Raw genomic sequence first — 7,641 nt, 5'->3', positions numbered from 1 at the left:
CGGTCGTATTTCTCGCCCTGCTTGATCGCCACCACCTGCGCGGTACCGGACTTGCCGGCGATGCGGTATTGCGCGCCGATCGCCGCTTTGCGCGCGGTACCACGGGCACCGTGCATCACCTGCTGCATGCCGTGGTTGACCTTGTTCCAGTCGGACGGGTCGCGCAGGACGATGTTCGGCATCGGGTTTTCATCCACCGGCTTCACCCCGTCGAGGGACTTGGCCAGGTGCGGACGATTCCAGATGCCTTTGTTGGCCACCAGCGCGGTGGCCTGGGCCAATTGCAGCGGCGTCGACTGCATGTAGCCCTGGCCGATACCGAGAATCAGGGTTTCGCCGGGGAACCACGCCTGTTTGCGCGTTGCGCGTTTCCATTCGCGCGACGGCATCAGGCCCGGGGATTCTTCGAACATGTCCAGCGAGACCTTCTGGCCGATGCCGAACTTGTTCATATAGGTCGACAGCCGATCGATGCCGAGCTTGTGCGCCAGGTCATAGAAGTAGGTGTCGTTGGACCGCATGATCGCCGTGTCGAGGTCGACGAAGCCGTCACCGGTACGGTTCCAGTTGCGATACTTGTGGTCGTAGTTGGGCAGCATGTAATAGCCCGGGTCGAACACCCGGCTCGAAGCCGTGACCACGCCGGCGTCGAGACCGGCAATCGCTACCGCCGGTTTGATCGTCGAGCCCGGCGGGTACAGACCACGCAGCACGCGGTTGAACAACGGCCGGTCGATGGAATCACGCAACTCGGCGTAGGCCTTGAAGCTGATGCCGGTGACGAACAGGTTGGGGTCGAAACTCGGCTGACTGACCATCGCCAGCACTTCGCCGGTTTTCGGATCGAGCGCCACCACCGCGCCACGACGCCCGCCCAGTGCGGCCTCGGCGGCTTCCTGCAACTTGATGTCGAGGCTCAGGACGATGTCCTTGCCGGGAATCGGATCGGTGCGCTTGAGCACCCGCAACACGCGGCCACGGGCGTTGGTTTCGACTTCCTCGTAACCGACCTGACCGTGCAATTCCGGCTCGTAGAACCGCTCGATGCCGGTCTTGCCGATGTGGTGGGTGCCGCTGTAGTTGACCGGATCCAGCGACTTCAGCTCTTTCTCGTTGATCCGCCCCATGTAGCCCACCGAGTGCGCAAAGTGCGCGCCCTGCGGGTAATGCCGGACCAGTTGCGCGACCACTTCCACCCCGGGCAGGCGGAACTGGTTCACCGCGATCCGGGCGATCTGCTCTTCGGTCAGCTCGAACAGTATTGGCACCGGCTCGAACGGCCGGCGCCCCTGACGCATGCGTTTCTCGAAGATCACCCGGTCCTCGGGCGTCAGCTCCAGCACCTCGACGATGACGTCGAGCACCTGTTGCCAATCGCCGGAGCGCTCGCGGGTCATGCTCAGACTGAAGCTCGGCCGGTTGTCGGCCACGACTACGCCGTTGCGGTCGAAAATCAGCCCGCGCGTCGGCGGAATCGGCTGCACATGGACGCGGTTGTTTTCCGACAGGGTCGAGTGGTACTCGTACTGGATCACCTGCAGGTAATACAGACGCGCGATCAGCACACAGATCAGCGCCACGATCACGATCGCACCGAACACGACACGGCTGCGCACCAGACGGGCGTCCTTTTCGTGGTCCTTGATGCGGATCGGCTGAGACATGAGGGCAGGCTTACTTGTGGTAAGGGTGGCCGGACAACACGGTCCAGGCACGGTACAACTGTTCGCCGATCAGGATCCGCACCAGCGGGTGCGGCAAGGTCAGCGGCGACAATGACCAGCGCTGGTCAGCGCGGGCACAGACTTCCGGTGCCAGCCCTTCCGGGCCGCCGACCATGAAGTTGACCGTGCGCGAATCCAGGCGCCAGCGATCGAGTTCGACCGCCAGTTGCTCGGTGCTCCACGGCTTGCCGTGAACCTCCAGCGTGACGATCCGCTCGTTGTGCCCGACCTTGGCCAGCATGGCTTCGCCTTCCTGGCGGATGAAACGGGCCACGTCGGCATTCTTGCCACGGGTGTTGAGCGGAATTTCCACCAGTTCCAGCGCCAGCTCGGACGGAAGACGCTTGGCATATTCATGCCAGCCTTCTTCCACCCACTTGGGCATGCGTGAACCGACGGCGATCAGGCGCAGTCGCACAGCGATCCCTTAGAACTGGTCTTTGTTGAGCTTGGTGAAGTGCTCGTGGGTGTTTTCCGGGCTGTGGTGCTTGGCATCGGCCGCACGGCTTTGCTCGGCACCGGCCCACAGGCGCTCCAGGTCGTAGAACTGACGCGCCGAGGCGGTCATCATGTGCACGATCACCAGATCGAGATCGAGCAGAACCCAGTCGCTGTCGCCCTTGCCTTCTTCGCCCAGTGGCTTGGCGCCCTGCTTCTTCACTTCCTCGCGGACCTTGTCCAGCATCGCGTTGATCTGGCGATTGGAGGTACCGGTGGCGATGATCATGTAGTCAGTGATGCTCTGCTTGTCGCGCACATCAATGATCTGGATGTCCTGGGCCTTGACGTCTTCCAGCGCAGCGACGGCAATCTTCACCAGTTCGTCGCCCTTGAGCGGCTCGTTGGTGTTGACGGCTTCCGGCAGTGGTGCGCTCTTGAACGTGCCTTTGCGCTTTACTTTCGGTAGATCTTTATCAGTCATATGTAACTCGTTTTGCTCATGTATTCGGCGGCTTGGGGATACGGTGATTCGTATCAGTGAAGCACGCCTTGTTCAGTTCGACGCACGATACAGACCGTGCGCATCGATGTAGGCCAGGACCGCGTCGGGCACCAGGAAACGTACCGACTTACCGCTGGCCAGCAGTTGACGGATCTGGGTGGCGGAAACCGCGAGCGGTGTCTGCCAGACGAATGCAATCTGTCCGCTCGGCCCTTTCAGGGCCAGCGGGTCGCTCACCGAACGCGCTGCCAGCAGGTTGCGCAAGGCATCCGGCGGTTCGCTGTCGGCGTCCGGGCGCTGTAGCACCAGGATGTGGCAATGCTGGAGCAACTCTTCCCAGCGGTGCCAAGTGGGCAGGCCGCAAAATGCGTCCCAGCCCAAAAGCAGAAAAACCTGGGTCTCGGCGGGCATCTCTGCGCGCAGCGACTCCAGGGTATCGATGGTCCAGGACGGTTTGTCCCGCTGCAATTCGCGGGCGTCCACCACCAGCGGCGGCAATCCGGCCACCGCGCACTCGACCATCGCCAGCCGATCCTGCGCCGACACCTGCGGCGTCCCGCGATGTGGCGGGCGCGCGTTCGGCATCAGGCGCAACTCATCCAGCGCCAGCGCTTCGACAACTTCCAGCGCGCCACGCAAATGGCCGATGTGCACCGGGTCGAACGTACCGCCCAGCACGCCAATGCGTTGCGGGCGCGACTCGCTGCCGGTGTGCGGCGCTGTCAGGTCGAGGTCGGTCAAGTCAGACCGTCGCCTGGCCGCGCAACTGGCCATCACCGACCACGATGTACTTCTCGCAGGTCAGCCCCTCGAGCCCGACCGGGCCGCGGGCGTGCAGCTTATCAGTAGAAATGCCGATCTCGGCACCCAATCCGTATTCAAATCCATCGGCAAAGCAGGTCGGCGTGTTGATCATCACCGAGGCCGAGTCGACTTCCGCCACGAACCGGCGGGTGTCGGCGAGGTTTTCGCTGACGATCGAGTCGGTGTGATGGGAGCCGTAATGGTTGATGTGTTCGATCGCCTGCTCCAGACCGTCGACCACGCGGATCGACAGGATCGGCGCCAGGTACTCGGTGTGCCAGTCGTCTTCGCTGGCCGCGACCGCTTCGATGATCGCCCGGGTGCGCTCGCAACCGCGCAGCTCGACGCCTTTGTCGCGGAACTGCGCAGCCATCGACGGCAGGAAATCCCTGGCAACAGCCTGATCGACCAGCAGGGTTTCCATCGCGCCGCAGATGCCATAACGGTAAGTCTTGGCGTTGAAAGCGATGCGCTGGGCTTTGGCCAGATCGGCGTGTTCGCTGACGTAAACGTGGCAGATACCGTCCAGATGCTTGATCACCGGCACGCGGGCATCGCGGCTGATGCGTTCGATCAGGCCACGACCGCCACGGGGCACGATGACGTCGACGTATTCCGGCATGCTGATCATCGCGCTGACGGCGGCACGGTCAGTGGTTTCGACCACTTGCACCACGGCGGCGGGCAATTCGGCTTCGGCCAGACCGCGCTGGATGCACGCGGCAATCGCGCGATTGGAATGAATCGCCTCGGAGCCACCGCGCAGGATGGTCGCGTTACCGGATTTCAGGCACAGGCTGGCGGCATCGATGGTCACGTTCGGACGGGATTCGTAGATGATTCCGATCACGCCCAGCGGTACACGCATCTTGCCGACCTGAATGCCCGACGGACGGAAGCTCATGTCGCGGATCGCGCCGACCGGATCTGCCAGTGCAGCGACCTGACGCAAGCCGACGATCATGCCGTCGATACGTGCCGGGGTCAGTTCCAGACGTTCCAGCAGCGCCGGCTCCAGACCGCTGGCGCGACCGGCAGCCAGATCCAGCTCATTGGCTGCGGCCAGCTCGGCGCGTGCAGCATCCAGAGCATTGGCGGCAGCCTGCAAGGCGCGGTTTTTCTGCGCGGTGCTGGCGCGACCGATGACCTTGGAGGCAGCGCGGGCGGCGCGACCCAATCGGGTCATGTAGTCAAGAACGGACTCAGTCATGGTCTGCTGGGGTCTTGGCAAAGAGGAAAGCGGCAGATTATAGCTGTCGCGTCCCGGGACTAACAGCGGTGACGGGCGGATGGTCGAAATGAGCTGCGTTTGGCCGGCGTTCAGACGTAATTAAGCTCAGCGTTGTTATCATCACGACCTCTTGAGCCTGGATAAACCTTGCCCATCATGACCAACGTGCCCCTTTGCCCCGAGTCCGCGCGCCTGCCCGTGGGCCTGCCGGACAGTTTTTTCGACCGCGACGCCCAGGTTCTGGCGCAGGCGCTGCTCGGCAAAGTCATCCGCCATCGCGTCGGTGATCTGTGGCTGAGTGCGCGAATCATCGAGACTGAAGCCTATTACTTCGCGGAAAAAGGCAGTCATGCCTCGCTCGGTTACACAGAAAAGCGTAAGGCTTTGTTTCTGGATGGCGGCCACATCTATATGTACTACGCCCGCGGCGGTGATTCGCTGAACTTCAGTGCGCAAGGTCCAGGCAATGCCGTGCTGATCAAATCCGCCTATCCGTGGGTCGACGAGGTCAGCGGCCCGGCGAGTCTGGCGCAGATGCTGCTGAACAATCCCGATGCCCAGGGCCGACCGCGGCCGACGCAGAAGCTCTGCGCCGGGCAGACGTTGTTGTGCAAGGCATTGGGTTTGAAAGTACCGATGTGGGACGCCAAGCGTTTCGACCATGAGTTGTTGCTGGTCGAAGATACGGGGCCGGCACCCTCGCAGATTATTCAAACCACCCGGCTGGGCATTCCGCTGGGCCGTGATGAACACCTGATGTATCGCTTCGTTGACGCTGCGTATGCGCAATGGTGCACGCGGAACCCGCTGCGACGGGGTCAGGTCGAAGGCCGGGATTATATTTTGCTTCCCGTAACCGACGCCGAATCCGTCAATGAATGATGTCTCCCCCTGTGGGAGCGAGCCTGCTCGCGAAGGGGTCGTGCCAGCCAACGCTTCTATCGTCTGACACAGCGCATTCGCGAGCAGGCTCGCTCCCACAGGTCAGCAGTCCACCGCGTAACAATTACTTAAAGAATGAATGGAGTTTTTCTGTATGGGCCCATGGCTCGATAGCATCACCGGATGGCTCGGCGCCAATCCGCAGTGGCTGGCCGCAGCGGTGTTCATCGTGGCGTGCGTGGAATGTCTGGCGATCGCCGGGCTGATCGTGCCGGGCACGGTGCTGCTGTTTGCCGTGGCGGTGCTGGCCGGCAGCGGCGCGCTGTCATTGAGCGAAACGCTGCTGCTGGGCTTTCTTGGCGGCATTCTTGGCGACCTGATTTCCTACTTCCTCGGCCGCCATTTCCACCAGAACATCCGCCGCCTCCCCGGGCTACGCCATCACCCGGAATGGATGGCCGGCGCCGAGTCGTACTTCCAGCGCTATGGCATCGCCAGCCTGCTGGTCGGGCGTTTCATCGGCCCGCTGCGGCCGATGCTGCCGATGGTCGCCGGGATGTGCGACATGCCCTTCCCGCGTTTCTTCGCCGTCAGCCTGCTGGCCGCTGCGGGCTGGAGCCTGGCTTATCTATTGCCGGGCTGGGCCACGGGCGCAGCGTTCCGCCTGCCATTGCCTGAAGGTTTCTGGCTCGAAGCCGGGATTGTCGCGGCCAGCATTGCGGTGATGGTCGGCCTGAGCGTCAACAGCAGCGTGCGCCGCCATCGTCGCGCGACAATCTGGATCGGCGGCATGAGCCTGTTGATCCTGATCGGGCTGTTTATCGGCTATCCATACCTCACCGCGCTCGACAACGGTGTGATGACTCTGGTGCAGGAACATCGCCAGCCAGCGCTGGACGAAATCGCCGTGACGCTGACCCTGATCGGCGAATTCCGCAACATGCTGCTGTTCAGCGCCCTGCTCGTCATATTGCTGTTGCTGTGCAAGCAGTGGCGCCAGGCAGTGTTCGCGGGCGCCACCATGCTGATCACCGCCATGGCCAACACCGGTACCAAGTATTTTTTCGCCCGGGTACGCCCGGAAGTGCTCAGCGATCCATTGACCACCTACAGCATGCCCAGCGGCCATGCTTCTGGCGCATTCGCCCTGTTCCTGACGCTGGGTGTCCTGGCCGGACGCGGGCAGCCGCCACGCATGCGCCTGACCTGGCTGCTGATTGCCTGCATCCCGGCATTCTCCATTGCTTTGTCGCGGGTCTATCTCGGCGCGCACTGGCCAACCGACATATTGGCCGGTGCAATGCTGGCCAGCTGCGTCTGCGCCGCGATGCTGTGGTCAAACCAGCGGCAGGCGCCGCTCAACGCCATGCCTTTCAAGATCTGGTGGCTGATCCTGCCGTCCATGGTCGCGCTGTTCGGATTCTTCGTTATGCGCCACTTGCCACATACATTGTTGCGTTACGCCTACTAAAACAGGCAATTTACAAGCGACATTTCTTATACGCCGCTCTTTCGGAACATTCCGACAAGAGCGGCGCTTGCAACCTACGCAAACTTCCTCCCTCCCGGTTAACTTTCCTGGTTATAAAACCGACATTTCCGCATTCTCGATCGACGCAAAACTAGCGTTACATATTCAAGTTGAAACATGCCTGCTCAGTGTTTCGCGCTTTTGAAAAACCGTTAGATTGATGGGCCCGACTCGGACATTTGCTGGCTATCCATATTTATTCAAACCACGCATTGAAGTTCTGCCGAGTCATACAACAATCCATTTCTTATCGAGTCTTTCATGAGTCCAAAAATACCCCGCAAGACGTCAGTCACAACCACGCATCAAACTGATGCAAACGTGCCAACGCCACATCGGCCCATGTTTGATGTCAGCAGCATTGAAATATCGCCAAGAGCCAGCGTCCCCGATCTTGCGCTGCACAGTACCAACTTCGACAGCGCCCTTGCCGATGCGAATCCGCGGTTGCCAGCGGTTGAAATCTTTCAGTTACCGGCACACAGCGCCTATCGCTCGGAACATTCCACTTCAATAAACGATTACT

The 7,641-nt window shown here is 61.5% G+C and carries 8 protein-coding genes; 3 read left to right on the top strand and 5 right to left on the bottom strand.

Annotated features, from left to right (window positions below; translation table 11 throughout):
• The 5 genes from mrdA to OQK_RS14500 form a co-directional block, all read right to left on the bottom strand.
• A partial coding sequence (gene mrdA, locus OQK_RS14520; protein ID WP_038861211.1) for a penicillin-binding protein 2 occupies positions 1-1,664 on the bottom strand: 1,664 nt, incomplete at its 3' end.
• Between the two features lie 10 nt (positions 1,665-1,674).
• Positions 1,675-2,142, bottom strand: coding sequence for a 23S rRNA (pseudouridine(1915)-N(3))-methyltransferase RlmH (gene rlmH, locus OQK_RS14515; RefSeq protein ID WP_011063671.1), 468 nt, complete (start codon positions 2,140-2,142; stop codon positions 1,675-1,677).
• 9 nt (positions 2,143-2,151) lie between these two features.
• Positions 2,152-2,646, bottom strand: coding sequence for a ribosome silencing factor (gene rsfS / locus OQK_RS14510; RefSeq protein ID WP_016773024.1), 495 nt, complete (start codon positions 2,644-2,646; stop codon positions 2,152-2,154).
• 72 nt (positions 2,647-2,718) lie between these two features.
• Entirely contained in the window at positions 2,719-3,441 is a 723-nt protein-coding gene (gene nadD, locus OQK_RS14505; RefSeq protein ID WP_024014451.1) for a nicotinate-nucleotide adenylyltransferase, read from the bottom strand.
• Positions 3,410-4,681: a glutamate-5-semialdehyde dehydrogenase gene (locus OQK_RS14500; RefSeq protein WP_016773022.1), complete on the bottom strand. Its 1,272-nt coding sequence runs from the start codon at positions 4,679-4,681 to the stop codon at positions 3,410-3,412. Before OQK_RS14500 ends, nadD begins: the two co-directional genes overlap by 32 nt.
• Positions 4,682-4,858: 177 nt before the next feature.
• Here OQK_RS14500 and OQK_RS14495 point away from each other — a divergent pair, with 177 nt between their 5' ends.
• The 3 genes from OQK_RS14495 to OQK_RS31295 all read left to right on the top strand — a co-directional run.
• On the top strand, positions 4,859-5,584 hold the full coding sequence (locus OQK_RS14495) for a DNA-3-methyladenine glycosylase (RefSeq protein WP_016773021.1): 726 nt from the start codon (positions 4,859-4,861) through the stop codon (positions 5,582-5,584).
• Between the two features lie 154 nt (positions 5,585-5,738).
• Positions 5,739-7,055: a bifunctional DedA family/phosphatase PAP2 family protein gene (locus tag OQK_RS14490; RefSeq protein WP_016773020.1), complete on the top strand. Its 1,317-nt coding sequence runs from the start codon at positions 5,739-5,741 to the stop codon at positions 7,053-7,055.
• Positions 7,056-7,376: 321 nt separating this feature from the next.
• The coding region (locus tag OQK_RS31295) for a hypothetical protein (protein WP_238537183.1) at positions 7,377-7,641 on the top strand (265 nt) is incomplete at its 3' end.

It is taken from the genome of Pseudomonas sp. R62 (assembly GCF_000257605.1).
Lineage (GTDB): Bacteria > Pseudomonadota > Gammaproteobacteria > Pseudomonadales > Pseudomonadaceae > Aquipseudomonas > Aquipseudomonas atacamensis.
This window is presented reverse-complemented; position numbering and strand designations above follow the sequence as displayed.